Genomic DNA, 24,526 nt, shown 5'->3' with positions numbered 1-24,526 from the left:
CGACCCGGTATGCGGGCGACGGCGGCGGGTAACCGGTGCAGGTGCGCGGCCCCACGTCGCGTGCTCCACCGGAAGGAGAGACCCGTGGTCAATCCGCAGCAGGAGGAGATTCGTCGCAGCAACAAGGGCGCCACGAGCCAGGACAGCAAGGGCCCCCGCCCGACGGGTCCGCGCAGTCGCGGCTCGTCGAACGGGGACGTTGGCCGTCCGGTCCCGAAGGGGCAGGTCTCGCCGTACGGCCCGCCCAGTGAACAGGTGGCCGACGACGAGAGCGACTAACGACCCCGCGTCGACGGCGGCCGCAGCCGGTTCCAGGTGGCTGCGGCCGCCATTCCGTACGCCAGGTGCGGGATGATGTCGGCCACCCAGTCCTTCGGCCGCCAGGTGCGCGGGTCGGAGATGCCCAGCACCGTGATCGAGCTGTCGGTGGTTGCCATGACGCCGCCGCCGAGCAGGCCGGCGGCCAACGGCAGCGGGATGCGGCGGCGGGCGGCGAGGAGCCCGAAGGCGGCCCCGGCGGCGATGCCGGTGGCATACCCGAGCACGGGGCCGAGGCCCGAGCGGCGGGTTGCCGCCCGGTCCTCGGGCCCGAGGTCGACGTGCGCCGCGTCGGCGAGCCGGCCCACCGTCTCCTCCGGAACGTCGCTCGCCGGGCGGGCCCGCACCGCGATGTCGAGGTAGCTCACCACGTTCAGGACTGCGCTGCCCACCGCACCGGCGATGGCGCCGTCGACCAGGGGCGCCGCTCTCACTTCGGGTCGCCGGGTTCGCGCTCGCCCTTGGGCCCGAACGTCCGTTCTCCCCGGACGACGCCGCGTTGGCCGCGTTCGTCCTGCAGGATCCGGTTGGCGACCTGGTTCGCCTCCTGATCAGCCGCCCGTCCGGACTGTTCGATCAGATCGCGCAGCCGTGCCCGTTCCTTGTCGTACGCGCTGCTGCCCGGCCGTGGTCCTGGCATCGCTGCCTCCTCGTGTCGGCGTGCTCGGGTCGTCTACCCGGCGCCGTCGGGCTCATTCGTGCCGGCGGCGCTCAAACGGGGGAGCGGACCACGGCGACCGGACACGCCGCGCGGTGCAGCACGCCGTGGCTGACCGACCCGAGCAGCAGCTCCCGCAGCTCGCCCCGGCCCTGGCTACCGACCACCAGCAGTTGGGCGTCGCGGCTGGACTCGGTGAGCGCGACGACCGGTCGGGCGTGCACCGCGGCGCGGGTCACGGCAACCTCCGGGTACCGCTCGGTGAGCCCGGTGAGGGACTCGGCGAGCACCCGCTCCTCCTCGCCGCGCAGCTGGTCTTCGTCGTAGACCAGGGGTTGCATGTCGCCGGGGCCGCCGGAGACGGGGTGGGTGTAGGCGTGCACCGCGTGCAGCCGGGCGCCGCGCACCGCCGCCTCCTCGGCGGCGAACTCGACGGCGGCGCGGGACAGCGCCGAGCCGTCCACCCCGACCACCACCGGCCCGGCCGCGTGTTCCTCGCCCCGGGCCACCAGCACCGGGCATTCCGCGTAGGCGGCCACCTGGATCGCCACCGAGCCGATCACCAGGGCGGCGAAGCCGCCCAGGCCTCGGTCACCGAGCACGATCATCGTCGCGGTGGGGGACTCGCCGACGAGCACGGCGGCCGCCTCGCCGTCGATGATCTCCCCGGTGACCCGCAACCCCGGCACCGCGGCCTCCGCCGCGTCCACCGCCGCGGCCACCAGCTCCTGCGCCTGGCCGCGCAGGCCGGCGCCGGGTGGTCCTTCGGCGAGCGGATTCACCGGTACGCGCAGCAGTGGCCAGATGAAGCCGTGCACCACGCGTAGCGGGCGGTGCCGGCGGGCCGCCTCGGCCGCGGCCAGGCGGACGGCCCGCAGCGCCGGCTCGGAGCCGTCCACGCCGACCACCACCGCCGCGCCGTTCGCCGAGTTCACCGCTGCACCTCCTGGCCGCCGGACGCCCGCGGCCAGTATTGCGGCCGGCGGTGCTCCGCCGGAGCGATACCGCCGGAGCCGACCCGTGGGTACGCTGTCGACCATCGCCCGAGCAAGGGAGACTCGTCGATGGCCGAGCCCGACCAGCCGAGCACCGCTCGCATGATCGACTTCTGGCTCGGGGGCGAGCACCACTTCCCGGTCGACGTGGCCGCGGCCCGCGCCTTCGAGGGGGCGTACGGACCCTGCGCGGTGATCTTCCGCTCGCTGCGCGCGTTCCTCGGCCGGGCGGTCCGGTCGATCGCCGACGCGGGGGTGGACAGCTTCCTGGTCTTCGGGGCCGGTGTGCCGACCCGGGGCAACGTGCACGAGGTCGCCCCGGAGGCGACCGTGCTCTACACCGACGTCGACCCGGTGACCATCCGGCTCGGCCAGCGCATCCTCGCCGGCAGTGACCGCGCCGGCTACGGGTTCGGCGACGCCACCGACATCGGCACGATCGACCCGGCCCAGCTGCACCGGTTCGTCCCGGGCTGGGGCAGGAGGCCGGTCGGGGTGATCTTCCTCGGGCTGGCCGCGTTCCTCGATGACGACACGCTCTCCCGTACCCTGGACGAGCTCTACGAGGTGGTCGCGCCGGGCAGCTTCCTGGCCGTCGACTTCGACGGAGAGGAACTGGCCGGACACCCGCGGGCGCTGGCGATGATGGGGCCGGCGTTCCGGATGCGCCCGCCCACCGCGTTCGGTCCGCTGCTGGGCCGCTGGGAGCCCACCGCCGACGGCGTCGTGCCGGTCGCCCGGTGGCGTCCGGAGGGTGCGCCGGCCGCGGCGCCGGACGCCTGCTACGGCGGGGTGGCGACGAAGCCGGCCGCCTGACGGCAGCCCCGCACGCGTACCCCGACCGGGCCCGGCCGGGCGGTCCGGCCGCCGGGTGGGGTGCCACCGCGCGCCGGTCGGAACCGGGCGTCCGGGCTGCCAGCCGACCTCCGTATGATGCTTGCCCCAGAGCAATAATCGTCCCGGAGGATGCACATGCCGGATGTGGCCGGACAGGTGTCACGCGCCCTGCGCCTGGCCCCGCCCGACCAGTTGGCGGAGGCCGCCGACCGGGCGATCAGCGCGGCGCTGGGAGCGTCGCGCACCGAGGTGTTCATCGCGGACTACCGGTTCAGCGGGCTCTGGCCCGTGCTGGACCCGGAGCTGCCGGACGCCGGATTCCTCTCCTGCCACGGTGTGGCCCAGCGCAGCTTCAGCAGCCAGCAGCCGGTGCTGGACGGCGGCGAGAACGGCCGGTGCCGGGCCTACCTGCCGCTGTCGGTCTGGGGCGAGCGGCTCGGCGTGCTGCTGGTCGAGCTGCCCGCCCACCCCGACGCGGCGACGGTGACGTTGGCCCAGGACATCGCGGGCGAGCTGGCGGTGGCGTTGCGCGCGGCCGACCGGGAGACCGACCGCTACCGCCGGGCCCGGCGCCGGGAGCGGCTGAGCATGGCCGCCGAGATGCAGTGGGACCTGCTGCCCGGGCGCAGCGTGGCGCACGGCGCGTTCCTGCTGGCCGGCCAGCTCGAACCGGCGTACACGGTCGGCGGCGACCACTTCGACTGGTCGGTCGACGGCGACCGGCTCACCGTCACCGTGCTCAACGGCGCCGGCAACGGCCTGGCGGCCTCGCTGCTGACCGCGGTCACCGTGAACGCGATGCGCAACGCCCGCCGGTCCGGCGGGAGCCTGGTCGAGCAGGCCGAGCTGGCCTCGGACACGCTCTTCTACCAGCACCGCGGCAGCCGGTACGTGGCGACGCTGCTGCTGGAGCTGGACACCCGGCGCGGCGTGGTCAAGGCGGTGGACGCCGGCTCGCCGCACGTGCTGCGGCTGCGCGGGGGCGCGGTCACCCCGATCACCCTGGAGCAGCAGCTGCCGCTGGGCATGTTCGCCGAGACCCGGTACGACGTGCAGGAGTTCGGAATGGAGCCGGGGGACCGGCTGTTCGTGGTCAGCGACGGCGTGTACGCCGCCGATCCGGCTGGCCAGGAGCCTTACGGCGAAAGGGCCATGGCTCGATCGATGCGGTCCACTCGGCTGCAGCCGGCGACGGAGGCGGTTGGTACGGTGATGCGCGAACTGCACGCGTACCACGTCGACGCGGACCTCCGTGACGACGCGGTCGTCGTCTGCCTGGACTGGCGCGGTTCCGGCCGTGCGGACGACGGGTGCGAGCGGTAACCGGACCGGCGGGGCTAACACGAGCGGGACGATCGCAGGAGACAGCGGGTGGAGCGACCTCCGAATCTTGCCGCGGCCATCGATGCGGCTGCTGAGGCGCTCGTCGGCGTGCTCGACACGGCGGCCTCGCGGCACAGCGTCGGTGTCTCGCCGACCCAGCTGCGGGTGCTCTCGCTGATCATGGCGCATCCGGACACCAACGTGAACCGGCTGGCCGAGCTGCTGGACGTCGTGCCGTCGTCGGCGAGCCGGCTCTGCGACCGGCTGGAGGCGGTCGGCCTGGTCCGTCGGGTGGCCGACCCCCGCGACCGGCGGGAGGTCCGGTTGATGCCGACCGCGGCGGCGGAGACGCTGTTGCGGGAGCTGCAGGACCGCCGCCACCAGGCCGTGCAGGCGGTCCTCGACCGGATGCCCAACCGGGTGCAGCACGAGCTGCTGCTGGCCCTGGTCGCGTTCAGCCAGGCCGCGGCGATGCCCGCGCCGCAGACCGGCAGCCATTCCGCCGCCCGCACCGCCTGACCCGCCCCGGACGGTGGGCACCGGGACTCTCCGCTGCCCACCGTCACTCAGCTAGTGTCCTAGGACGCCTTAGGGATGGTGCCGAGCCGCACACAGGACACAGCTGAGCAACGAGGCGCGCTGCGCCACCAGGCAGCGGAAAAGAGCCCGATATAGTGGCAGCGCAACTCACCGGCCCACGATCGTCTCGATCGTGGGCCGCATCGGGGGAGGTCCCAGCCCGGGATCGCAGAGGGCGCCGGCGCTGACCGGCCGGCAACGCGCACGTTCCTCCGCAGCGGCCGACCACGGTCGGCCGCTGGATCGTGCTGCGAAGGGAGGGTTCGGTGTCGGATAGCCCGGATCGCGCGGAGCGTTCGGCTTCCGGCGGTACGACCGCGGCCGTGGGGGACCGCGTCCTCACCCTGCCGAACTTGATCAGTTTCGTCCGCCTGGTCGGCGTACCGCTCTTCCTCTACCTCTTCCTGGTCGTCCGCGCGGATGTGGCGGCGATCGTGGTGCTGGCCATCGGTGGCACCAGCGACTGGGTGGACGGCTGGATCGCGCGGCGCCTGCACCAGGTCAGCCGGCTGGGGGAGCTGCTCGACCCGCTCGCCGACCGGCTCTACATCCTGGCCACGCTCCTGGCGTTCACCGCCCGGGAGGTGGTGCCGTGGCAGTTCACCGGGGCGCTGCTGGCCCGCGAGCTGCTGCTGCTCGGTTCGCTGGCCGTGCTGCGTCGGTACGGCTACGGCCCGCCGCCGGTGCACTACGTGGGCAAGACCGCGACGTTCCTGCTCCTGGCCGCGTTCCCGATCCTGCTGCTCGCCGCGGCGGCGCCCGGCGCGGCGACCGTCGCCGGCGCGATCGGCTGGGGGCTTGCCTGGTGGGGGCTGGTGCTCTACTGGGTGGCCGGCGCGATGTACGTGGTGCAGGCCACCCGCCTGGTCCGCGCGATGCGCGCCCGCTCCGGGGGTGCGCCGGCATGAGTGCGACCCCCCGCGACGGCCGGGACCCCTCGGCCCGGGTGTACGCGCCGGATTTCCTCACCGACCTGTTTCGCAACCCCCTCGACCCCGGGTACGCGGACGCGGCGGCCCGCCGCCGGGAGGTCCCGCCGTCCGGCCTGCGCCGCTGGGCGGCCCGGCCGGTGACCGTGGTGGTCGTGGTGGTGATCGGGTTCCTGTTCTCCGTGGCCTACCGGGAGACGATGGCGGAGGAGCCGGGCCGGGCGAAGGCCCGCGCCGGCCTGATCGCCGAGATCAAGCAGCGGGAGGACGAGACCGACCGGTTGACCGCACGGGCGGACCAGTTGCGCGAGGAGGTGAGCCGGCAGCGGGACGCGGCGCTGAGTGGCTCGCAGGCGTCCCGGCTGCGGAACCTGGAGGCGGGCACCGGCCTGGCCCGGGTGCGCGGTGACGGTGTGGTGGTGCGGTTGGCCGATGCCGCCGAGGACAAGGACGCGGTGACCGGCGCGGACGCCGGGCCGTCCCGGGTGTTGTACTCCGACCTGCAGAAGGTGGCCAACGCATTGTGGGCGGCGGGCGCGGAGGCGGTCGCGGTCAACGGGCAGCGGCTGACCGCGACGTCGACGATCCGGTCGGCGGGGGAGGCGATCCTGGTCGACTATCGCCCGGTGACCAGCCCGTACGCGGTGTCGGCGATCGGTCCGGGTTCGATGCGGGACCGGTTCGACGACAGCCGGGCGGCGAGCCTGATGCGGGAGGTTTCGCGGAGCACGGGCCTGTCGTTCGGGGTGCGGGAGGCCGAGGGGCTCACCCTGCCGGCCGCTCCGCAGCCACGGCTACGCTACGCCGAGCCCTCGGTCAGTCCGAGCCCGTCGCCGTCGGGTTCGGGCGTCGCGGGTTCGACCAGTCCCGGGCCGGCCGGCTCGGGGACCTCTCCCAGCCCCTCCGGAGGTGGCCGATGATCGCGGTGCTGGCGTTGCTCGCCGGTGTGGTCCTCGGGGTGTACCTCGACCCCACCGTGCCCGCTGCGTTGCAGCCCTACCTGCCGATCGCCGTGGTGGCCGCGCTCGACGCGGTGTTCGGCGGGGTTCGGGCGAAGCTCGACCGGATCTTCGACGACAAGCAGTTCGTGGTTTCGTTCATCTCGAACGTGCTGGTGGCGGGTCTGATCGTGTACCTGGGTGACCAGTTGGGGGTGGGCGGTCAGCTCTCCACCGGCGTGGTGGTGGTGCTCGGGGTGCGCATCTTCGGAAACGTGGCGGCGATCCGCCGCCACCTGTTCCGGGCGTAGGTTTGTGGCGATGAGCGACGAGCACAGGGAGACCGGGACCGGTTGGCCGGCGGCGGAGCCGACCCGGCCGGAGGGGCCGGCGGGTGAACCGGATCCGCGGCCGGACGCGCCGGATCCCGACGAGTTGAGCCCGCTGGCGCCGGACGAGCCGGCGGAGCGGGAGTCCGACGCGCCGGCGGGTCCGGAGGCCGAGCCGGAGGCGGACGGGTCGGAGGCTGCCGCGCCGGTGGCGGACGGGTCGGCGAAGCGACGGTTGACGTCGGCGGGGGCGATGATCGCCGTGCTGCTGGCGTTGCTGGGGTTCACCCTGGTGGTGCAGCTGAAGACGACGTCGGCGGATCCGACCCTCGCGGCGACGCGGGAGGAGGACCTGGTCCGGATCTCGTCGGATCTGGACTCGCGGGAGCGGCGGCTGCGGCAGGACATCGCAACGTTGGAGGAGAGCCAGCGGCAGCTGCGCTCGGGTGAGCAGGGTCGGCAGGCGGCGCTGGAGGAGGCGACGCGGCGGGCCGACGAGCTGGGCATCCTGGCGGGCACGTTGCCGGCGGTGGGGCCGGGGCTGTCGGTGCGCTTCGAGGGGAGCGGTAAGGCGATCTCGTCGACGCGGATCCTGGACGCGGTGGAGGAGTTGCGGGGCGCGGGCGCGGAGGCGATGCAGATCGTCGGCGCGGACGGGACGGCGGTGCGGATCATCGCGTCGACGTATTTCGTGGATGCCGACGGCGGTGTCCTGGTGGTGGACGGGCGGCGGTTGAGTGGCCCGTTCACGATCCTGGTGATCGGTGACCCGGCGACGATGCGTACGGCGTTGAACATTCCCGGCGGGGTGGTCGCATCGGTCTCCGATGCCGGCGGTACCGTGAGCGTCGAGGATCGTGAGGCTGTCGAGGTTTCGCAGCTGCACGCGCCGATCAAGCTGGAACACGCCCGTCCGGTTTCCTGACCGGGCGCGGCCGGCGCCGGTTCCCCCCGGTGCACCGATGGATGAAGGACGCAGCTGGTGATTCCTGAGGATCTGCGGTACACCGCCGAGCACGAGTGGGTGGCCGGTGGTGACGGTGGCGCCGTCCGGGTCGGCATCACGCACTTCGCGCAGGACGCCCTGGGTGACATCGTGTTCGTCCAGTTGCCGGACGAGGGCGCGGTGGTGGCGGCCGGTGAGCCGTTGGGTGAGATCGAGTCGACCAAGAGCGTGTCGGAGATCTACGCGCCGATCAGCGGTACGGTGGCGGCGCGCAACGAGGCGCTCGGTGACACCCCTGAGGCGATCAACACGGACCCGTACGGTGCGGGGTGGTTGTTGGAGATCACCCCGGAGGATCCGGCGGCGCTCGAGGGTCTGTTGACCGCTGGCGCGTACCGCGAGCTCACCGAGAGCTGAGTATCGTGCCGGGCCGCGGGGGTCGATCTCCGCGCGTCCGGTTGCCCTGCATTTCGGCGCTGGCTAGGCTCGCCCAGTCGACCGAGAAGCCAATAGTTGAGCGTTCGTGGAATGCGCCTTCCCGGGCACGGGGAGCCAGCCGCCGGGTGTGACCGCCCGGCGGCCAGACCCGCCATTACCCGACGCCGACCGAACAGATCCGTGAGGTGGTCCCCATGACGCGCCCAGACGACGAGTTCCCCCCACTCGACGTCACTTCGACGCTCAATCTCGGTTCGCTCGACGAAGTGCTGGAGGGTCCGGACACCGATGTGGTGCCGAGCCGGATGTCCGGTTCGTTGCCGCCGGGGATGGCGCTGCTGGTGGTTCGCCGGGGTCCGAACGCGGGCGCCCGGTTCCTGTTGGACCACGATGTGACGACGAGTGGCCGGCACCCGGACAGTGACATCTTCCTGGACGACGTGACGGTGTCGCGGCGGCACGCGGAGTTCCACCGGGACGGTGGCACGTTCACGGTGCGGGACGTGGGCAGCCTGAACGGCACGTACGTGAACCGGGAGCGGGTCGAGGCGGCCACGTTGAGTAACGGTGACGAGGTGCAGATCGGCAAGTTCCGGGTGGTGTTCATCGCCGGTCCGCGCCCGGAGGAGGAGGCCGGCCGGGGGTGAACGAGCCTGCGGCTTCGACGCCGCCCGGGGCGGCCCGGTCCCACCCGCTGATGAGTATCGGTGAGGTGCTGGGGCAGTTGCGGGTGGAGTTCCCGGACGTCACGATCTCGAAGTTGCGGTTCCTGGAGACCGAGGGTCTGGTGGAGCCGCAGCGGACGTCGGCGGGGTATCGGAAGTACAGCTGGGACGATGTGGCGCGGTTGCGGTTCGTGCTGACCGCGCAGCGGGACCAGTACCTGCCGTTGCGGGTGATCCGTGACCAGTTGGCGGAGTGGGACTCGTCGGCTGGGCCGCCGGGTCGGCAGCGGCCGACGTTGGTGGCGGTCGGTCCCGGTGGTGAGGTGCCGGGTCGGGGTGAGCAGGAGCCCGCCGAGTCGTCGGAGGTGCGGCTGGGCCGGGTGGAGCTGATCTCCCGGAGCGGGATCGACGAGTCGACGTTGGGTGAGTTGGAGCGGCTCGGTGTGCTGGTGTCCGATGCGGCGGGTTGGTTCGACGCGGACGGCCTGATCATCGCGAAGGCGGTGGCGGGGTTGGCGGCGTACGGGTTGGAGCCGCGGCACCTGCGGGGTTACCGGACGGCGGCGGATCGGGAGGTCGGTCTGTTCGCGCAGTTGGTGGCGCCGTTGGTGCGGCAGAGTGATCCGGCGGCGCGGTCCCGGGCGGCGGAGACGGCGCGGGAGTTGGTGGCGTTGTCGCAGCAGTTGCACGCGGCCTTGGTGCGGGTGGGGTTGCGGTCGACGTTGGGTCGGTGACGGTGGGCCGGGTGTCGTCGGGCGCCCGGCCCTCCGCCGGCCCATGAGAGCGGAAAGATCTGCTCCGGGAAGCGTGTCGTAGGCTTGCCGGGGTAACCCCTTCCTGGCGAGACGCGTGGTGCACGTAGCGCATGGGACTCTCGTGTCGCGGTCCGTGTACCGTGCAGGGAAGGGCGCGGTGCGGGCGTAGGTGACAACGACACGGAGGCGGCGGTGCGCGAGCTGAGCGTGGTCGGAGTTCGGGTGGAGCTGCCCAGCAACCAGCCGATCGTCCTGCTGCGGGAGGTCGAGGGGGACCGCTATCTGCCGATCTGGATCGGCGCGGTCGAGGCGACGGCGATCGCCTATGAGCAGCAGGGGGTCAAGCCGGCCCGGCCGTTGACGCATGATCTGCTGCGGGACGTGCTGGCGGCGTTGCAGGCGCCGTTGCGGGCGGTGGAGATCACCGAGTTGAAGGAGAACGTCTTCTACGCCGATCTGCTGATCGGGGATGGTGTGCGGGTGTCCGCGCGGCCGAGCGATTCCATCGCGTTGGCGTTGCGGGTCGGGGCTCCGATTCGTTGTGCCGAGCAGGTCCTCAGCGAGGCGGGGATCGTCATCCCGGACGAGCAGGAGGACGAGGTGGAGAAGTTCCGCGAGTTCCTGGAGCAGGTACGTCCGGAGGACTTCGCGGGCTGAGCCCCTTCCCCCTGATCGGGTGCGGGCGGCCGGCGATGCGCCGTCACGGTGAGTGACGGCGCGCTGTCGTTGGTGATCTTCCGGCTGCCTGCGCGGCGTGTCGCGTCGGTTCCTCCGTGGTAACTCCTGAGGGCCGCTATAGGGTTGCGGCATCGAGGGGTGCGCGTCCCGCAAGCGACGTGTCACCGCACGGGCGGGGAGGTTGTCCGGATGCACGAGCCGCGAGATCCTGATCCGGGTACGCCGCAACAGTCGGGTGGGGCGTCGCCTGGCCCGGGCACCGAGGGTGATGGTGCGGTGGGCTACCGGGGCGTGACCGCGTGCCAGGCGGTGGGTATCAGCTACCGGCAGTTGGACTACTGGGCCCGGACGGGCCTGGTGGTGCCGAGCGTGCGGGACGCGTCGGGTTCGGGGACGTCCCGGTTGTACTCCTTCCGCGACCTCGTGGTGTTGAAGGTCGTGAAGCGGCTGTTGGACGCCGGGGTGTCCCTGCAGAACATCCGGAAGGCGATCGAGGCGTTGCGGTCGCGTGGGGTGGAGGATCTGGCGGGGATCACGCTGATCTCGGACGGGACGTCGGTGTACGAGTGCCGGTCGCCGGAGGAGGTGGTCGACCTGTTGCAGGGCGGCCAGGGCGTGTTCGGCATCGCGATCGGCGGGGCGTTCAAGGAGATCCAGGGTTCGTTGTCGCACCTGCCGGCGGAGCCGGCGGGCGGCAACGATTCGGTGGCGTCGGCGCCGGAGCCGCCGGAGCCGCCGGAGGCGCCCGAGTCGGCGGGGGACGAGTTGGCGGCGCGTCGGGCGCGGCGTCGGGCGGGCTGATTCGTCGCCGGGCGACACGCCCGGGGGATTTCGAAGATCGACGTCGTGGCTGAGGCCCGGCGCGATCTCTCGTTGGTGACGCCGAGTGTTCGAATGTGGACGTTACTGCCGGTTTCGGCGGGTCCGACGAGCAGGACCGCCGCATCGGTGGCGTCATGCGTGGTCAGGGGTCGACTCGGGGCCGGTCACGGACACCGTCGGTTGTGGACCGTCTCATCCGCGGGCGGCCGGGTGGTGGACGCATCGTGGCCTGACCGGTAGCGGCGGGTGGACGGATGGCCCAATCGGCTGTCACTTTGCGTGATCGAGTCCTGTCGGGAATCCGATAGGGGGGCCGTGACCCGATCGGCGTGGCGCGCTATGGTCCCTGACGGTCGCTGTCGCGTCGACGTCACAGCACAGCGTGTGACCTGGCGCCGGCTGCCGGTTGCCCCTCCGCGGGCATTGCCCGCGTGACCCACACCCGGAAGGAACGACCGTGACGGTTACGGAAGAAGTCACTCCCGTCTCCCACTACGAGCGCATCGGTGGCGCCAGCTCGGTGAAGGCGGCCGTGGAGGTGTTCTACGACAAGGTGCTCGCCGACCCGGAGCTGGCCGGCTACTTCACGGACGTGAACATGGCGGAGCAGCGGCGGCACCTGGCGCTGATGCTGGCCGTGGTCCTCGGTGGACCGAACGAGTACGCCGGCCGCGGGCTGGCCGAGGCGCACCAGCCGTTGCACATCCCGGTGGCGCACTACGTCAAGGTCGGTGAGCACCTGACCGCGACGCTGACCGAGCTGGGTGTGCCGGCGGACATCATCGCCGACGTGCAGACCGTGCTGGGGCAGGTGCAGGACCAGGTGGTGTCGTCCGGCAACGGGACGGGCGCCTGAGCGTGGACGCGGCACGGCTCAAACAGAGTTGGTCCCTGGTCGCCGCGCACGGCGACCAGGTGCCGCTCTACTTCTATTCCACGCTGTTCCTGGCGTATCCGGAGACCCGGCAGATGTTCCCGACGAACATGGCCGGGCAGCGGGACCGGTTGGTCACCGCGTTGGGGCACATCGTGTCCCATGTGGACCAGGTGGACCGGCTGGTCGGGTTCCTCCAGGACCTCGGCGCCGACCACCGCAAGTTCGCGGTGCGCGCCGAGCACTATCCGGCGGTCGGTGAGGCGCTGCTGGCGACGTTGCGGCATTTCCTGGGCGAGGAGTGGACCGACGAGCTGGCCCAGGACTGGGCGGCTGCGTACGGGCTGGTCGCGCAGGTGATGACGGAGGCGGCGCAGGCGGCGGAGGCGGTGAACCCGCCGTGGTGGGTCGCGGAGATCCTCGCCCACGAGCGGCGCGCGTTCGACGTGGCGGTGCTGACGGTGCGTCCGCAGTACCTGCTGCCGTTCACGCCGGGCCAGTCGATCGGGGTGTCCCACCCGGCGGTGCGGTCGTGGCGGTACTACTCGCCGGCGAACGCGCCGCGCGCCGACGGCACGCTGGAGCTGCACGTGCGGGCCGCCCCGGGTGGGGCGGTGTCGTCGCGGCTGGTGTACGGGTGCGCGGTGGGCGACCAGATCCACCTGGCGGCGCCGGTGGGGGACCGGTTGATGTTGTGGTCGGCCGGGTCGAGTGACCTGCTGCTGCTGGCCTCGGGCACCGGCTGGGCGCCGGTGAAGGCGTTGGTGGAGCAGGTCGCCGCGGAGGGCGCCCGCCGCAAGGTGGACCTGTATGTGGGTGCCCGCTCGCACAGCGAGTTCTACGACAACGACGCGATCGACAAGTTGGCGGCGTCGTATCCGTGGTTGACCGTCAGCTACGTGGTGGGGATGGATCTGCGCCGGCCGGGTGAGTTCGTGCAGCCGGTGGACCGGGCGTTGGCCGACGGGGACTGGCGTTCCCGGCACGTCTACATCTGCGGTTCCGACGAGATGGTCTCCCATTCGGTGACGGCGTTGACCCAGGGCGGGTATCACGCCGGTCAGTTGCACCACGAGGGTTTCGGCAAGCACTGGTACGGGCCGGCGTGGCGGACGGTGACCGGCCCTGACAATTCCGGAGGTGTCCGGTGAGCGCGACCCCGATCAGCAGGTACGACGGCGTGCAGGTGTCCGGCAGCGTGCAGGTGCGGATGACCGCCGACCGGGTGCGGCGGTGGGAGTTCGGCACGGCGTCGTTCGCCCGCCGTGGCTATGACCACACAGACGTGGACCGGTTCCGGATGCAGGTGGCCGACGAGTTGGATCTGCTGTCGGCGCAGATCGCGAACCTGCGGGCGGAGAACGAGCGGCTCAACGACCATGTGGAGCTGCACCGGCACGGGGTGATCCCGAGCACCGACGCGTCGGCGAAGCTGCCCGCGGCGAAGGAGGTCAACCTGCTGTCGGCGGCGCAGCGGGAGGCCGAGCAGATCATCGCGCAGGCCCACGATTACGCCCGGCGGGTCGCCGAGTACGCCCGGATGCAGTACGAGAGCTACCTGCAGGCGGCGGCCGAGGAGGCGAAGCAGGAGGCCGAGCGGGCGGTGGCGGAGTACCGCAGCAGCGCGGGCACCAGCTTCGACGACTCGGTGGCGGCGCGGGAGGCGTTGCGGATCTTCGGTGAGATGATGATCTCGCACATGCAGTCGGCGGCCCGGCACCTCGACGACGGCAGTGAGCAGCTGGCCCGCACGATGGACCGGATCGCCCGGGAAACCGCGGGCGCGGCGCCGGTGGGCGGTGGGCAGCCGCAGGTCGCCCTGCCCCGGCACCAGCGTTGAGGGGCGGCCGGACCGGCGTCCGCAGCCGGCGGGCCGGCTTTCCTCACCGGGGCGGCGGTCCGCCGGCGGTGGCGGCCCGGACGGCCTCGGCGAGCGGGGTGTCCCCGCCGACGAGTTCCAGGGTCCGCCCGGCGGTGGCCGGGGCGTAGAGGAGCGCGAGCAGCACCCGGGCGACGTCGGTGCGGCTGACCGCGCCGCGCTCGACGCGCCGGTCCAGCCGGATCCGGCCGGCGGGTTCGGCGTCGGTGAGCCGGCCCGGGCGCAGCACGGTCACGTCGAGGTCCCGGGCGGTGACCTCGTCCTCGGCGGCCCTCTTCGCCCGCAGGTATGCCGCCCACACCTCGTCGGTGCCCGGCGCGGGCGGGTTCTCCACGCCCATTGAGGAGACCAGCAGGTAGCGGCGGACTCCGGTGCGGGTGGCGGCGTCGGCGAGCAGCACCGCCGCGGCCCGGTCGACGGTGTCCTTGCGGGCCGCGCCGCTGCCCGGGCCGGCCCCGGCGGCGAAGACCACCGCGTCCGCGCCGGTCAGGTGCCTGGCGACGGTGTCGACGTCGCTGTGTTCCAGGCTGCAGACGACCGGCTCGGCGCCGGCGGCGCGCAGCGCCGCCGCGTGGTCGGGGTTACGGATCAGACCGACGGCGGTGTCGCCGCGCCCGGCCAGCTCGCGCCCCAACAGCTTGGCGATCTTGCCGTGGCCTCCGGCGACGACGACGCGCATGCCCCCAACCTAGCCGCGCGTCGGGCGGAGCAGTCTCCGCCGGTGGGCCCGGACGAGATCCTTGACCGGGTGGCACCCGGTCAGCTCGTCACCGTGCTGGGCTCGAGCGCCACGGACCGCCTGGCGCGGCCGGATCCCCCCACGGCGGCGTGATCCGACTCACCGTCACGCCGGGAGTTCCGTGGACGGTCGTCGCTGACCGCCGGGTGAGGCAGCATGGACGGGTGACCGAGACGTTCGACGCGTTGACCCGGCTGGTGGGCGCCGGCGACGTCGTGGTGCTCAGCGGGGCCGGGTTGTCCACCGAGTCGGGGATTCCGGACTACCGCGGGCCCAGCGGCGTGGCCCGCCGGCACACCCCGATGACCTACCAGGCGTTCACCCGCGACCCGGACGCCCGGCGGCGCTACTGGGCGCGCAGCCACCTGGGGTGGCGCACCATCGCCCGGGCGGCGCCGAACGCCGGGCACCGGGCGGTCGCCCGGCTGCAACACGCCGGCCTGGTCACCGACGTGATCACCCAGAACGTCGACGGGTTGCACACCGCCGCCGGCAGCAGCGCCGTGGTGGAGCTGCACGGCCGCCTCGACGAGGTGGTCTGCCTCGACTGCGGCAACCTGACCTCCCGCGCGGAGCTGGACCGGCGGCTACGGGAGGCCAACCCGGGCTTCGACGCGCAGGTCGCCGCCGTCAACCCCGACGGCGACGTGGAGTTGCCCGACGAGGCGGTGGCCCGATTCCGCACCGCCGACTGCGGCATCTGCGGCACCGGCATGCTCAAGCCGGATGTGGTGTTCTTCGGCGAGACCGTGCCCGCCGCCCGGGTCGCCGACTGCTTCACCCGGGTCGAGCGGGCCCGCGCGCTGCTGGTGCTCGGCTCGTCGTTGACGGTGATGTCGGGCCGCCGGTTCGTGATCCGGGCGGCGAAGCTCGGCATCCCGGTGGCCATCGTCAACCAGGGTCCCACCCGCGGCGACGGGCACGCCACCGTCACCGTGGACCGGCCGCTGGGGGAGCTGCTGCCGGCCCTGGCCGACCGGGTCACCGGCCCCGACCTGACCGGTGCGGCGGCCGGCTCGGCCCGGGCCGAGCCGGCCGCGGTGTAGCGGGCGGGGGTACGACACCTGCCCGTGACACCGGCGCTGGTAGCGTTGACCATGCCGGTACCACCCACGCGGGAGAGACCGCCCCAGCAGCACCGGGGCGGCGCCGAAGGGGCAGATTCCTCCCCGGAACCTCTCAGGCAAAAGGACCTCGTGGGCAGGCGCTGTGGAGCGCTTCGCGCGTGACTCAGGGGGAGGCCGACCTGTCGACCTCGCCCCCGCAAGGAGCGCAGCGAACATGACCGCTGAGCAGTTCGCCGACCGTCACATCGGCCCCGACCCGGACGACGAACGCCGCATGCTGGAGACCGTCGGCTACGGCTCGGTCGACGAGCTGATGGACGCGGCGATCCCCGAGGTGATCCGCTGGCACGGCACCCTCGACCTGCCCGCCCCGGCCAGCGAGCGGGAGGCCATCGCCGAGCTGCGCGCCCTGGCCGCCCGCAACACCGTCGCCGTGTCGATGATCGGGCTGGGCTACCACGGCACCCACACCCCGGCGGTGATCCGCCGCAACGTGCTGGAGAGCCCGGCCTGGTACACCGCGTACACGCCGTACCAGCCGGAGATCAGCCAGGGCCGGCTGGAGGCGCTGCTGAACTTCCAGACCATGGTCACCGACCTGACCGGGCTGGCCACCGCAAACGCCTCCATGCTCGACGAGGGCACCGCCGCGGCCGAGGCGATGACCCTCGCCCGCCGCGCCTCCAAGAGCAAGAGCCCGGTGTACGTCGTCGACGCCGACACCCTGCCGCAGACCATCGCGGTGATCGCCAGCCGGGCCGAGCCGCTCGGCATCGACGTGCGGGTGCTCGACGTCGAGCGCGACGAGCTGCCGGCCGAATTCTTCGGCCTGCACCTGCAGTACCCGGGCGCCTCCGGCGCGGTGCGTGACCACGCCGGCCTGGTGACGGCCGCGCACGGCGTGGGCGCGCTGGTCACCGTCGCGGCGGACCTGCTGGCGTTGACGCTGCTGCGCCCGCCGGGCGAGATCGGCGTCGACATCGCCGCCGGCACCACCCAGCGCTTCGGCGTACCGATGGGCTTCGGGGGGCCGCACGCCGGCTACCTGGCGGTCCGCGCGGGCCTGGAGCGGATGCTGCCCGGCCGCCTCGTCGGGGTGTCCCGCGACGCCGACGGCAACCCGGCGTACCGGCTGGCGTTGCAGACCCGCGAGCAGCACATCCGCCGGGAGAAGGCGACCAGCAACATCTGCACCGCGCAGGTGCTCCTCGCCGTGATGGCCGGCATGTACGCCGTCTACCACGGCCCGGACGGGCTGCGCGCCATCGCCCGGCGTACCCACGACATGGCGGCGCGGCTCGCGGCCGGGCTGCGCGCCGGCGGCGTCGAGGTCGCGGACGCCGCGTTCTTCGACACCGTCACCGCGACCGTGCCGGGCCGGGCGGCCGAGGTGGTCGCGGCCGCGGCCGAGCGCGACGTCAACCTGCGGCTGGTCGACGCCGACCGGGTGGGCGTCTCCTGCGACGAGATCACCACCGAGGCGCACCTGCGGTCGGTGTGGGCGGCGTTCGGGGTGGACGGGGTCGACGGCGACGTCGACGCCGCGCTGCCGGCGGCGCTGGCCCGCACGTCGGACTTCCTGACCCACCCGGTGTTCCGCAGCCACCACTCGGAGACGGCGATGCTGCGCTACCTGCGGCGGCTGTCGGACTTCGACTACGCCCTGGACCGGGGCATGATCCCGCTCGGGTCGTGCACGATGAAGCTCAACGCCACCACCGAGATGGAGGCGATCACCTGGCCGGAGTTCGCCCACCTGCACCCGTTCGCCCCGGACACCCAGACCGCCGGGTACCGGGAGCTGATCGGGCAGCTGGAGGGGTGGCTGGCGGAGGTGACCGGCTACGACGCGGTCAGCGTGCAGCCCAACGCCGGGTCGCAGGGCGAGCTGGCCGGGCTGCTGGCCATCCGGTCCTACCACGTTTCCCGGGGTGCGGGGCACCGGGACGTGTGCCTGATCCCGTCCTCGGCGCACGGCACCAACGCGGCGTCCGCGGTGATGGCCGGCATGCGGGTGGTCGTGGTCGGCTGCGACGCCGACGGCAACGTCGACCTGGTCGACCTCGACGCGAAGATCGACAAGCACCGCGACGCCCTCGCCGCGATCATGGTGACGTACCCGTCGACGCACGGGGTGTACGAGACGGGCATCGCGCAGCTCTGCGCGAAGGTCCACGACGCCGGCGGCCAGGTGTACGTCGACGGGGCGAACCTCAACGCCCTGGTCGGTTTCGCCAAGCCGGGCAGGTTCGGCGCCGACGTGTCGCACCTGAACCTGCACAAGACGTTCTGCATCCCGCACGGCGGCGGCGGACCCGGCGTGGGCCCGGTGGCGGTGCGCGCGCACCTCGCGCCGTTCCTGCCGGGTGACCCGCTGGGCGTGCACGTCGACGGCAAGCCGGCCATCTCGGCGGCGAAGTACGGCTCGGCGGGGATCCTGCCGATCCCGTGGGCGTACCTGCGGATGATGGGCGCTCAGGGGCTGACCCGGGCGACCGGGGTGGCGGTGCTGGCGGCCAACTACGTGGCGGCGCGGCTGCGCAACCACTTCCCGGTGCTGTACGCCGGCAACAAGGGCCTGGTGGCGCACGAGTGCATCCTGGACCTGCGGCCGCTGACCAAGGCGACCGGGGTCAGCGTCGACGACGTGGCCAAGCGGCTCATCGACTACGGCTTCCACGCCCCGACGATGTCGTTCCCGGTGGCCGGGACGCTGATGGTGGAGCCGACCGAGAGCGAGGACCTGGCCGAGCTGGACCGGTTCTGCGACGCGATGATCGCCATCCGGGCGGAGATCGACAAGGTGGGTGCGGGGGAGTGGCCGGCCGGGGACAACCCCCTGGCGAACGCGCCGCACACCGCGGCGATGGTCTCCGGCGACGAGTGGCCGCACCCGTACCCGCGGTCGGTGGGCGCGTACCCGGGGACGGTGGACCGGATGGCGAAGTACTGGCCGCCGGTGCGGCGGATCGACGGCGCGTACGGCGACCGGAACCTGGTCTGCTCGTGCCCGTCGCCGGAGGCGTTCGAGAGCTGAGGCGGGCTGCGCCGGGGCGGTCGTCGTGCCGCCCCGGCCGGCGCGCCGACCTGGGGAGGGCGGCCCCGGTGGGGGACCAGCCTGGGTCGGCGGAAACGCTCGGTTACGTTGAGTGATGAACTAGGCGACGAGGGCGTGCCGGGCGGGACCGCGGTGCGGGGCGATGGTGCTGCCGTCGGGGAGCAGTTCACCGGTGTCCTCGAAGACGATGACACCGTTGCAGAGCAGGCTCCAGCCCTGCTCACGGAAGCAGGCGATGACCCGTGCGGCTTCGCGGTCGGTCGCCTCAGCGGAGGGGCAGGTGGGTTGGTGCAGGCACATCAGGTTCTCCGGACTGTGGGGGCACTGTGTCATGGTTCACATGACCAGTGACGCACAGTACCAAGCGAAAGTGCGCGGAATCGAGCAGCCATCCGCCTTGTTCACCCAGAATCCACTGAACGGATGAGGAAGAATGAGCCAACCGGCGTGGAAACGCTCCCACCAGGTGTGATCGACGTACCCGCGACGCCCGACGCCTGTCGCGGCCGGCTCGTCGAGCGGGCGCGGCTGGAATGGCGCTGCGGCGACGGCGGCGACCCGGCCGCCCTCGCGCAGGACTTCCTCACCGGCCACGGCGTCGCCGTCGCCGACCTGGGCCGCCCGGCCCGCCACGACCCGGACGGCGTCTGCGGCGCCGCCCTGTACCTCTCCGCCGCCGCGGGTGCGCTGCTGGCCGGCGCGGCGCCCGCCGCGGCCACCCCCGTGCCGGCGTTGCCCGACCTGGTGGTCGTCGTCTACGGCCACACCGACCGGCCCGGCCCCCGGGCCGCCGATCCGCGCCGGCCGGCCGCAGGCCCCCGCGCAGTGGCGGGGCGACCCGACGCGGCGGCGCCGCGGTGGTGGCTGGGATCGTGGCGGGAGAGCTGGACCCCCGCGCAGCACGCCGACGCCGTCGAGGCGGTCCGCGCCGCGATCGGCCGGGGCGACGTCTACCAGGTCAACCTGGTCGGCCACGCCGCCGCGCCGTACGCCGGCGACCCGCTGGCCGCCCTGGCCCGCCTGGGGGCGCTGCCCGGTGCCCGTTACGGCGGCACCCTGTCCGGCCTGGACTGGGCGATCGGCTGCGCCTCCCCGGAGACCCTGATCGAGGTCGACGGCGGCCGGCTGGTGACCCGGCCGATCAAGGGCACCCGGCCGGCCACCGCCGCCGGCCGGCGGGAGCTGCTCGCCTCGGCCAAGGAACGCGCCGAGCACGTGATGATCGTCGACCTGGAGCGCAACGACCTGGCCCGGGTGGCCCGGACCGGGTCGGTGCGGGTCGACGAGCTGTTCGCCGTACGGCGGTGGTGCGACCTGTGGCAGGCGGAGTCGACGGTGTCGGCGGCCGCCGCCGACGGCCTGGGCCTGGCCGACCTGCTGCGGGCGGTGTGCCCGGGCGGGTCGGTGACGGGGGCGCCGAAGCTCGCCGCGCTGGACCGGATCGCGGCCCTGGAACCGGTCGGCCGGGGGGCCAGCATGGGCGCGTTCGGCTGGGTCGGCGCCGGCCGGATCGACCTGGGCCTGACCATCCGCACCGCCGCCGCGGACGCCGGCCGGCTGCACGTGTGGGCCGGCGGCGGCATCACCTGGGGCAGCGACCCGGAGGCGGAGGTCGCCGAGGCGGCGGCGAAGGCCGCCCCGGTGCGTGCCCTGCTCGCCGCCGGCTGACCGGGTCCGCCGCGCCGGGGCCCGCGCGGCGCCGCGCCGGGCGCGGTCAGCGGAGCCGGAACTCGTCCAGCGCCGCCACGACCGTCTCGGTCATGCCGTGGCCGGTGCCGTGCCCGCCGGTCTCCACGATCTCCAGCCGGGCGTCGGGCCAGGCCCGGGTGAGCTGCCAGGCGATGTCCGGCGGGCCGCTGACGTCGAGCCGGCCCTGCACCAGCACGCCGGGGATGCCGGCGAGCTTGCCGGCGTCGCGCAGCAGCGACCCGTCGGGCATGAACCCGCGGTTGGCGAAGTAGTGGGTCACCAGCCGGGCAAAGCCCATCCGGAACACCGGGTCGGCGAAGCGCGGGCTGGGCCGGTAGCCGCCGGCCAGGGAGACGTGCACGTCCTCCCAGTCGCACCAGTCCCGCGCCGCCCGGTCGCGCACGTCGGCGTCCGGGTCGGCGAGCAGTCGGGCGTACGCGGCCGACAGGTCGCCGTCGCGGTCGGCCTCGGGCACCCCGTCGCGGAAGCGGGCCCACTCGGCGGGGAAGATCCGGCCCATGTCGCGGGTGACCCACTCGATCTCCCGGCGGGTGTTGGCCACGACGCTGAACAGCGCCAGGGCGGTGACCCGCTCGGGGTGGCGCTGGGCGTAGGCGAGGGCGAGCGAGGAGCCCCAGGAGGCGCCGTGCAGCAGCCAGCGGTCGATGCCGAGGTGCGCGCGGAGCAGTTCCATGTCGGCCAGCAGGCGGGGCGTGGTGTTGACCGTCAGGTCGACGGTGGGGTCGCTGGCGTGCGGGGTGCTGCGTCCGCAGCCACGCTGGTCGAACAGGACGATCCGGTAGGCGGCCGGGTCGAACATCCGGCGCCAGCCGGGGGTGGCGCCGGAGCCGGGCCCGCCGTGCACGACCAGCGCGGGCCGGCCGTCCGGGTTGCCGCAGGCCTCCCAGTAGATCCGCTGGCCGTCGCCGACGTCGAGCATGCCGTGGGCGTACGGCTCGATCGGTGGATACATCCCGGTTCCCTCCCGCGGATCAGATACAACAGCACTGTTACATTAGCGGACGTGACCGGAACCCCCGACCGCGAGGCGCTGGGCACCCTGCTGCGCCACGTCCTCGAACTGCTCGACGGCGACGTCGCCGCCGTCTACGCCGACCTGGGCCTGGCCGACTACCGGCCCCGCTTCTCCCCGCTGGTGCGGGTCCTCGTCGTCGACGGCCCCCTCGCCATCCGCGACCTCGCCGCCCGGGTCGGGGTCACCCACTCCGCGGCCAGCCAGACCGTCGCCCAGATGGCCCGCGCCGGGCTGGTCACCCTCACCCCCGGCGCGGACGCCCGGCAGCGCATCGTCACCCTCACCGACCGGGCGTACGCGCTGCTGCCGGCCATCGAGGCGGAGTGGGCGGCCACCACCACCGCGATGCGGCGCCTCGACGCCGAACTGCCGGTGCCCCTGGCCGACGAGATGTACGCCGTCCTCGCCGCGCTGCGCCGCCGGCCACTGCGCGACCGCATCGCCGACACCGGCCTGGCTCCGGTGAGCGCACCGCCGAGCTGAGGGCCGGCCCGTCCGTCACCGGTCGCCGAGGCGGTCGCGGATCATCCCGCCGCGGTCACCGGCAGAGCCGCTGCCAGCGGCGTACCGACAGGGGAAGGAAGACGGCGATGAGCAGCAGCGGCCACGCCACGGCGAGCGCGACGGCGTAAGGCGTCGACCCGTCGCCCCAGGTCGGGTTGCCGAACAGGTCACGGCAGGCGCCGACGGTCGCGGACAGCGGGTTCCACCGGGACACGCCGGCGAGCCAGCCGGGCATGGTGTCCGGGGCGACGAAGGCGTTCGAGGTGAACCCGAGTGGCCAGACCAGAATCTGCAGCACGGTCACCGCCTCGGGTCGGCGCAGCAGCGGGGCCAAATACACCCCGGCCCAGATCATCGCCAGCCGCAGGAGCAGCAGCAGACCGACGGCAGCGGCGGCCATCGCGACGCCGCGGTGCCACTGCCAGCCGACCGGCCGGCCACAGCCGCATCGAGGGCGGCGTGCTGGCCGACCAGGCCGAGGTGCGCGCGGACCCGGTCGGCCTGTCGGCGTACGTCGAAGCCGGCGATCCGGGCGGTGCCGCGGTCGGGGCGCAGCAGGGTGGTGAGGATCCGCACCAGAGTGGTCTTGCCGGCGCCGTTGGGGCCGAGCAGAGCGCAGACCGTGCCCGCCGGCACCGTGAGGTCCACCCCGGCCAACGCCACCTGGTCGCCGTAGTGCTTGTGGAGCCCCTCGGCCTCGATGGCCGGGCCGCCCCGTCGCATGACACCCCCACGTCTCGTCGTGGTACGGCGTACCGTACATCATACGGTAGGCGTCACGATACAGTCGGCGGGTGACCACCGAGTTCAGCGGCACCGGCGACCCCGCCCGCAGCCTCGCCCTGCTCTGGCGCACCGGGGAGAAGGCCAGCCGCAAGGGCGGCGACCTGAGCGTGGACCGGATCGTCCGGGCCGCCATCGAGGTCGCCGACGCCGAAGGGCTGGCCGCGCTGTCGATGCGCCGGGTCGCCGAGCGCCTCGGCGTCGGCACGATGTCGCTCTACACCCACGTGCCGGGCAAGGGCGAGCTGCTCGACGTCATGCTCGACACCGTCTACGGCGAGACCGCCCGGCCCGAGGACGTCCCCGGGGGCTGGCGGGGCAGCCTCGAGCAGATCGCGCGGGAGAACCGGGCGCTGTACCTGCGCCACCCGTGGCTGCTCCAGGTCGCCACCACCCGCCCCCCGCTCGGCCCGAACCTCATCGCCAAGTACGAGTACGAGCTGCGCGCGGTCGACGGCATCGGCCTGACCGACCTGGAGATGGACGCGGTGGTCACCCTCGTGGACGGCTACGTCCACGGCGCGGTACGCGGCGCGGTGGAGGCCGCCCAGGCCGCCCAGCGCACCGGCATGACCGAGCAGCAGTGGTGGCACGCCCACGCCCCGTACCTGGAAAAGGCGATGGACCCGCGCCGGTTCCCCCTCGCGGCCCGGGTCGGCACCGCCGCCGGGCAGGAGTACCAGGCCGCCGCCGACCCGGCCCGCGCCTTCGAGTTCGGCCTGGCGCGGGTCCTCGACGGCATCGAGGCCCTCGTGCGCGACCGGCCCGCCGACGCCTGACCGGCGGGTGCCCGCACCGGCGGCCGTAACGGACGGATAGCCTTCCGGACATGACTATGCGCCCGATCCGGATCATCGGCGACCCCGTGCTGCGCACCCCCTGCGAGCCGGTGACGAGCTTCGACGCCGACCTGCGCGCCCTGGTCGCCGACCTGATGGACACCCTGCTCGGCGCGCCCGGCCGGGCCGGCGTGGCCGCGCCGCAGATCGGGGTGAGCGCACAGGTGTTCGTCTACGACGCGGACGGCCACCGCGGGCACATGATCAACCCGACGTTGGAGCTGTCCGAGGAGTCGCAGGACGACGACGAGGGCTGCCTGTCCATCCCCGGGCTGTACTTCCCGACCCGACGGGCGATGCACGCCACCGCGCACGGCTTCGACCAGCACGGACAGCCGCTGACCATCTCCGGCAGCGGTTTCCTGGCCCGCGCGCTGCAGCACGAGACCGACCACCTGGCCGGCCGCCTCTACGTCGACACGCTGCGCGGCGACACCCGCCGCAAGGCGCTGCGGGAGATCCGCGCCGGCCGCTTCGACTCACCCAGCCGGCGACGCTGACGCGAGGGCGGGGGTGACCAATGAACCGGCCACCCCGCGCTCGGCGCTGGGCTGTGCCATACGGACGTTGGTGATCACCTGCTGCAGGTTGGTCCGGACGTTGGCGATCGCCGTGCCCATGCTGCCGGTCGTGTCGACCAGCAGCACCACGTCGGGCTTCGGCGACATCGGCGGGGTGGACACGACCTTGTCGATGCCGATGGTGGCGCCGGGGTTCACGGCCCGGTCCACGGTGGCCGGGTCGACCCCCGGCGCGGCCCACGCCGGCGCCGCGACCGCGGCCACCATCGCGGTCACCGCGGCGGCGACGGTCACCGCCCTACCTCTTCGCCCCCGGGATACTGCCGT

Annotated in this window: 30 protein-coding genes, 1 pseudogene and 1 riboswitch; of the genes and pseudogenes, 22 read left to right on the top strand and 9 right to left on the bottom strand. The window is 73.4% G+C overall.

All coding sequences use genetic code 11. From position 1 onward, the window contains the following. Positions 1 to 84: 84 nt before the first annotated feature. Positions 85 to 279, top strand: coding sequence for a hypothetical protein (locus OG799_RS10165; protein ID WP_406044776.1), 195 nt, complete (start codon positions 85 to 87; stop codon positions 277 to 279). Here the strand turns inward: OG799_RS10165 and OG799_RS10160 are convergent. From OG799_RS10160 to OG799_RS10150, 3 genes are all read right to left on the bottom strand, one after another. Further along, positions 276 to 752 (bottom strand): hypothetical protein, encoded by a 477-nt coding sequence (locus tag OG799_RS10160; RefSeq protein ID WP_406044775.1) that lies wholly within the window; start codon positions 750 to 752, stop codon positions 276 to 278. The genes OG799_RS10165 and OG799_RS10160 overlap by 4 nt on opposite strands. Continuing rightward, positions 749 to 958: a phosphatidylethanolamine-binding protein gene (locus tag OG799_RS10155; RefSeq protein WP_406044774.1), complete on the bottom strand. Its 210-nt coding sequence runs from the start codon at positions 956 to 958 to the stop codon at positions 749 to 751. The genes OG799_RS10160 and OG799_RS10155 overlap by 4 nt, the downstream gene beginning before the upstream one ends. Before the next feature lie 71 nt (positions 959 to 1,029). Next, a complete protein-coding gene (locus OG799_RS10150; protein WP_406044773.1) occupies positions 1,030 to 1,911 on the bottom strand; it encodes a universal stress protein in 882 nt (293 codons plus the stop codon). A 129-nt stretch (positions 1,912 to 2,040) separates the two neighbouring features. Here OG799_RS10150 and OG799_RS10145 point away from each other — a divergent pair, with 129 nt between their 5' ends. The 15 genes from OG799_RS10145 (at position 2,041) to OG799_RS10075 (ending at position 13,924) form a co-directional block, all read left to right on the top strand. Further along, positions 2,041 to 2,787, top strand: coding sequence for an SAM-dependent methyltransferase (locus OG799_RS10145; RefSeq protein WP_406044772.1), 747 nt, complete (start codon positions 2,041 to 2,043; stop codon positions 2,785 to 2,787). A gap of 156 nt (positions 2,788 to 2,943) precedes the next feature. After that, a complete protein-coding gene (locus tag OG799_RS10140; RefSeq protein WP_406044771.1) occupies positions 2,944 to 4,131 on the top strand; it encodes a PP2C family protein-serine/threonine phosphatase in 1,188 nt (395 codons plus the stop codon). A gap of 48 nt (positions 4,132 to 4,179) precedes the next feature. Then, positions 4,180 to 4,650: a MarR family winged helix-turn-helix transcriptional regulator gene (locus OG799_RS10135; RefSeq protein ID WP_406044770.1), complete on the top strand. Its 471-nt coding sequence runs from the start codon at positions 4,180 to 4,182 to the stop codon at positions 4,648 to 4,650. A 326-nt stretch (positions 4,651 to 4,976) separates the two neighbouring features. Beyond that, positions 4,977 to 5,618: a CDP-alcohol phosphatidyltransferase family protein gene (locus OG799_RS10130; RefSeq protein WP_406044769.1), complete on the top strand. Its 642-nt coding sequence runs from the start codon at positions 4,977 to 4,979 to the stop codon at positions 5,616 to 5,618. Further along, positions 5,615 to 6,559 carry a DUF881 domain-containing protein gene (locus tag OG799_RS10125; protein ID WP_406044768.1) on the top strand — a complete coding sequence of 315 codons (945 nt, stop codon included), beginning with the start codon at positions 5,615 to 5,617 and terminating at the stop codon, positions 6,557 to 6,559. The genes OG799_RS10130 and OG799_RS10125 overlap by 4 nt, the downstream gene beginning before the upstream one ends. After that, positions 6,556 to 6,888: a small basic family protein gene (locus tag OG799_RS10120; protein ID WP_007071104.1), complete on the top strand. Its 333-nt coding sequence runs from the start codon at positions 6,556 to 6,558 to the stop codon at positions 6,886 to 6,888. Before OG799_RS10125 ends, OG799_RS10120 begins: the two co-directional genes overlap by 4 nt. A 10-nt stretch (positions 6,889 to 6,898) precedes the next feature. Further along, positions 6,899 to 7,831 (top strand): DUF881 domain-containing protein, encoded by a 933-nt coding sequence (locus tag OG799_RS10115; RefSeq protein WP_406044767.1) that lies wholly within the window; start codon positions 6,899 to 6,901, stop codon positions 7,829 to 7,831. 57 nt (positions 7,832 to 7,888) lie between these two features. Then, complete coding sequence (gene gcvH, locus OG799_RS10110) at positions 7,889 to 8,269, top strand: glycine cleavage system protein GcvH (protein ID WP_406044766.1); 381 nt, start codon at positions 7,889 to 7,891, stop codon at positions 8,267 to 8,269. Between the two features lie 215 nt (positions 8,270 to 8,484). Further along, the gene (locus tag OG799_RS10105; protein WP_007071101.1) at positions 8,485 to 8,937 is read left to right on the top strand and encodes an FHA domain-containing protein; all 453 of its coding nucleotides are present in this window, start codon (positions 8,485 to 8,487) and stop codon (positions 8,935 to 8,937) included. A 50-nt stretch (positions 8,938 to 8,987) separates the two neighbouring features. Further along, on the top strand, positions 8,988 to 9,689 hold the full coding sequence (locus OG799_RS10100) for a MerR family transcriptional regulator (protein WP_406044765.1): 702 nt from the start codon (positions 8,988 to 8,990) through the stop codon (positions 9,687 to 9,689). Positions 9,690 to 9,902: 213 nt separating this feature from the next. Further along, entirely contained in the window at positions 9,903 to 10,367 is a 465-nt protein-coding gene (locus OG799_RS10095) for a bifunctional nuclease family protein (RefSeq protein WP_073833177.1), read from the top strand. 210 nt (positions 10,368 to 10,577) lie between these two features. Beyond that, positions 10,578 to 11,189 (top strand): MerR family transcriptional regulator, encoded by a 612-nt coding sequence (locus OG799_RS10090; RefSeq protein ID WP_406044764.1) that lies wholly within the window; start codon positions 10,578 to 10,580, stop codon positions 11,187 to 11,189. Positions 11,190 to 11,667: 478 nt separating this feature from the next. After that, positions 11,668 to 12,066, top strand: coding sequence for a group 1 truncated hemoglobin (locus tag OG799_RS10085; RefSeq protein ID WP_406044763.1), 399 nt, complete (start codon positions 11,668 to 11,670; stop codon positions 12,064 to 12,066). A gap of 2 nt (positions 12,067 to 12,068) precedes the next feature. Next, positions 12,069 to 13,235: a globin domain-containing protein gene (locus OG799_RS10080; RefSeq protein ID WP_406044762.1), complete on the top strand. Its 1,167-nt coding sequence runs from the start codon at positions 12,069 to 12,071 to the stop codon at positions 13,233 to 13,235. Then, positions 13,232 to 13,924 carry a DivIVA domain-containing protein gene (locus tag OG799_RS10075; RefSeq protein ID WP_406044761.1) on the top strand — a complete coding sequence of 231 codons (693 nt, stop codon included), beginning with the start codon at positions 13,232 to 13,234 and terminating at the stop codon, positions 13,922 to 13,924. The genes OG799_RS10080 and OG799_RS10075 overlap by 4 nt, the downstream gene beginning before the upstream one ends. A 43-nt stretch (positions 13,925 to 13,967) precedes the next feature. Here OG799_RS10075 and OG799_RS10070 read toward each other — a convergent pair whose 3' ends face one another. Continuing rightward, entirely contained in the window at positions 13,968 to 14,642 is a 675-nt protein-coding gene (locus OG799_RS10070; RefSeq protein ID WP_406044760.1) for an NAD(P)H-binding protein, read from the bottom strand. A 224-nt stretch (positions 14,643 to 14,866) separates the two neighbouring features. Here OG799_RS10070 and OG799_RS10065 point away from each other — a divergent pair, with 224 nt between their 5' ends. Both OG799_RS10065 and gcvP read left to right on the top strand, forming a co-directional pair. After that, the gene (locus tag OG799_RS10065) at positions 14,867 to 15,748 is read left to right on the top strand and encodes an NAD-dependent protein deacetylase (RefSeq protein WP_406044759.1); all 882 of its coding nucleotides are present in this window, start codon (positions 14,867 to 14,869) and stop codon (positions 15,746 to 15,748) included. Positions 15,749 to 15,807: 59 nt separating this feature from the next. Further along, positions 15,808 to 15,907, top strand: a riboswitch (glycine riboswitch). A gap of 76 nt (positions 15,908 to 15,983) precedes the next feature. Next, positions 15,984 to 18,806: an aminomethyl-transferring glycine dehydrogenase gene (gcvP, locus tag OG799_RS10060; protein WP_406044758.1), complete on the top strand. Its 2,823-nt coding sequence runs from the start codon at positions 15,984 to 15,986 to the stop codon at positions 18,804 to 18,806. A 120-nt stretch (positions 18,807 to 18,926) separates the two neighbouring features. Here gcvP and OG799_RS10055 read toward each other — a convergent pair whose 3' ends face one another. Then, entirely contained in the window at positions 18,927 to 19,127 is a 201-nt protein-coding gene (locus tag OG799_RS10055) for a DUF5999 family protein (protein WP_200214490.1), read from the bottom strand. Positions 19,128 to 19,250: 123 nt separating this feature from the next. Between OG799_RS10055 and OG799_RS10050 the strand changes: the two genes are divergently transcribed. Further along, positions 19,251 to 20,495, top strand: coding sequence for a chorismate-binding protein (locus OG799_RS10050; RefSeq protein ID WP_406044757.1), 1,245 nt, complete (start codon positions 19,251 to 19,253; stop codon positions 20,493 to 20,495). 46 nt (positions 20,496 to 20,541) lie between these two features. Here OG799_RS10050 and pip read toward each other — a convergent pair whose 3' ends face one another. After that, positions 20,542 to 21,489 (bottom strand): prolyl aminopeptidase, encoded by a 948-nt coding sequence (pip, locus tag OG799_RS10045; RefSeq protein WP_406044756.1) that lies wholly within the window; start codon positions 21,487 to 21,489, stop codon positions 20,542 to 20,544. A gap of 51 nt (positions 21,490 to 21,540) precedes the next feature. Here pip and OG799_RS10040 point away from each other — a divergent pair, with 51 nt between their 5' ends. After that, positions 21,541 to 22,035 carry a MarR family winged helix-turn-helix transcriptional regulator gene (locus OG799_RS10040; RefSeq protein WP_406044755.1) on the top strand — a complete coding sequence of 165 codons (495 nt, stop codon included), beginning with the start codon at positions 21,541 to 21,543 and terminating at the stop codon, positions 22,033 to 22,035. Positions 22,036 to 22,090: 55 nt separating this feature from the next. Here OG799_RS10040 and OG799_RS10035 read toward each other — a convergent pair whose 3' ends face one another. Further along, the gene (locus tag OG799_RS10035; protein WP_406044754.1) at positions 22,091 to 22,456 is read right to left on the bottom strand and encodes a hypothetical protein; all 366 of its coding nucleotides are present in this window, start codon (positions 22,454 to 22,456) and stop codon (positions 22,091 to 22,093) included. Between the two features lie 32 nt (positions 22,457 to 22,488). Beyond that, a pseudogene (locus OG799_RS10030) lies at positions 22,489 to 22,779 on the bottom strand (ATP-binding cassette domain-containing protein); the annotation flags it as partial. Positions 22,780 to 22,850: 71 nt separating this feature from the next. On the opposite strand from OG799_RS10030, the gene OG799_RS10025 reads away from it, so the two are divergent. Further along, the gene (locus tag OG799_RS10025; protein ID WP_406044753.1) at positions 22,851 to 23,618 is read left to right on the top strand and encodes a TetR/AcrR family transcriptional regulator; all 768 of its coding nucleotides are present in this window, start codon (positions 22,851 to 22,853) and stop codon (positions 23,616 to 23,618) included. A 50-nt stretch (positions 23,619 to 23,668) separates the two neighbouring features. Further along, positions 23,669 to 24,178 carry a peptide deformylase gene (def, locus tag OG799_RS10020; RefSeq protein WP_406044752.1) on the top strand — a complete coding sequence of 170 codons (510 nt, stop codon included), beginning with the start codon at positions 23,669 to 23,671 and terminating at the stop codon, positions 24,176 to 24,178. Here the strand turns inward: def and OG799_RS10015 are convergent. Further along, positions 24,158 to 24,493 carry a hypothetical protein gene (locus tag OG799_RS10015; protein WP_406044751.1) on the bottom strand — a complete coding sequence of 112 codons (336 nt, stop codon included), beginning with the start codon at positions 24,491 to 24,493 and terminating at the stop codon, positions 24,158 to 24,160. The genes def and OG799_RS10015 overlap by 21 nt on opposite strands. Positions 24,494 to 24,526 lie beyond the last annotated feature (33 nt).

The organism is Micromonospora sp. NBC_00898 (genome assembly GCF_045207895.1).
In the GTDB taxonomy this organism is placed as follows: Bacteria; Actinomycetota; Actinomycetes; order Mycobacteriales; family Micromonosporaceae; genus Micromonospora.
The sequence above is the reverse complement of the archived record's forward strand: the minus strand, read 5'-3'. Positions and strand labels throughout refer to the sequence as shown.

Coding starts and splice junctions, on each gene's coding strand:
- OG799_RS10155 (WP_406044774.1), bottom strand. CDS start 958: ATGCCAGGACCACGGCCGGGCAGCAGCGCGTACGACAAGGAACGGGCA.
- OG799_RS10145 (WP_406044772.1), top strand. CDS start 2,041: ATGGCCGAGCCCGACCAGCCGAGCACCGCTCGCATGATCGACTTCTGG.
- OG799_RS10140 (WP_406044771.1), top strand. CDS start 2,944: ATGCCGGATGTGGCCGGACAGGTGTCACGCGCCCTGCGCCTGGCCCCG.
- OG799_RS10125 (WP_406044768.1), top strand. CDS start 5,615: ATGAGTGCGACCCCCCGCGACGGCCGGGACCCCTCGGCCCGGGTGTAC.
- OG799_RS10120 (WP_007071104.1), top strand. CDS start 6,556: ATGATCGCGGTGCTGGCGTTGCTCGCCGGTGTGGTCCTCGGGGTGTAC.
- OG799_RS10115 (WP_406044767.1), top strand. CDS start 6,899: ATGAGCGACGAGCACAGGGAGACCGGGACCGGTTGGCCGGCGGCGGAG.
- OG799_RS10105 (WP_007071101.1), top strand. CDS start 8,485: ATGACGCGCCCAGACGACGAGTTCCCCCCACTCGACGTCACTTCGACG.
- OG799_RS10100 (WP_406044765.1), top strand. CDS start 8,988: ATGAGTATCGGTGAGGTGCTGGGGCAGTTGCGGGTGGAGTTCCCGGAC.
- OG799_RS10090 (WP_406044764.1), top strand. CDS start 10,578: ATGCACGAGCCGCGAGATCCTGATCCGGGTACGCCGCAACAGTCGGGT.
- OG799_RS10070 (WP_406044760.1), bottom strand. CDS start 14,642: ATGCGCGTCGTCGTCGCCGGAGGCCACGGCAAGATCGCCAAGCTGTTG.
- gcvP (WP_406044758.1), top strand. CDS start 15,984: ATGACCGCTGAGCAGTTCGCCGACCGTCACATCGGCCCCGACCCGGAC.
- OG799_RS10055 (WP_200214490.1), bottom strand. CDS start 19,127: ATGTGCCTGCACCAACCCACCTGCCCCTCCGCTGAGGCGACCGACCGC.
- OG799_RS10050 (WP_406044757.1), top strand. CDS start 19,251: ATGAGGAAGAATGAGCCAACCGGCGTGGAAACGCTCCCACCAGGTGTG.
- pip (WP_406044756.1), bottom strand. CDS start 21,489: ATGTATCCACCGATCGAGCCGTACGCCCACGGCATGCTCGACGTCGGC.
- OG799_RS10035 (WP_406044754.1), bottom strand. CDS start 22,456: ATGGCCGCCGCTGCCGTCGGTCTGCTGCTGCTCCTGCGGCTGGCGATG.
- def (WP_406044752.1), top strand. CDS start 23,669: ATGACTATGCGCCCGATCCGGATCATCGGCGACCCCGTGCTGCGCACC.